The organism is Bradyrhizobium sp. BRP20 (assembly GCF_020194215.1).
Classification (GTDB): domain Bacteria; phylum Pseudomonadota; class Alphaproteobacteria; order Rhizobiales; family Xanthobacteraceae; genus Bradyrhizobium; species Bradyrhizobium yuanmingense.
This window is the reverse complement of sequence record NZ_JADYVY010000088.1, coordinates 1-554: the sequence shown is the minus strand read 5'-3', so window position 1 is coordinate 554 and position 554 is coordinate 1. Positions and strand designations below refer to the sequence as shown.

Here is a 554-nt window from a genome sequence, read left to right as displayed (position 1 = left end):
TCGCTGCGATGGCGGCCGAAGAATGAGATCGACGATGGCGTGGCGTACGGCGGGCATGGTTGGTTGAGGCGGAGGCCCATTGATTCTTTTTTTTCCGTCCCGCATGTGCGAGGCGACGGTGCTGCAAGAAGGCGTAGGCAATCATTGTCATCAGGGCGTGGCGATGAAGACCCTGCCATGATCGCCCTTCGAAGTGATCAAGCCCAAGCTCCTCCTTCAACTGCTGATGCGCCTGCTCACAAATCCATCGTGCCTTGATGGTGGCGGCCAGTGTGCGCAGATCCGTCGCCGCAGGGAGGTTGGCGAGATAGTATTTCTTCTCCCCTGAGGCACGCTGCTCGCCAATGAGCCAAGCTTCGTCGCCCGGGAGATGCTGCTGACCCTTATCCCAGATTCGCTGGGGAGGGCCGTCGGCGGTGCGGACACGGAGAGCAGCAAATCGGGCTTTCAGCCGACCTTTCGTCCCGCTGCGCCAACTCACGGTTTTCCATTTGGCGCTCGCCAGCATGTGTTCTGCCGCAATCGATAAGATATCCGGCACGTGGTGCTTTCGT

The 554-nt window shown here is 59.7% G+C and carries 1 protein-coding gene; it reads right to left on the bottom strand.

Annotation, left to right across the window (positions count from 1 at the left end; all coding sequences use genetic code 11):
• A partial coding sequence (locus I6F33_RS37920; RefSeq protein WP_225145792.1) for a transposase occupies positions 1-554 on the bottom strand: 554 nt, incomplete at both ends.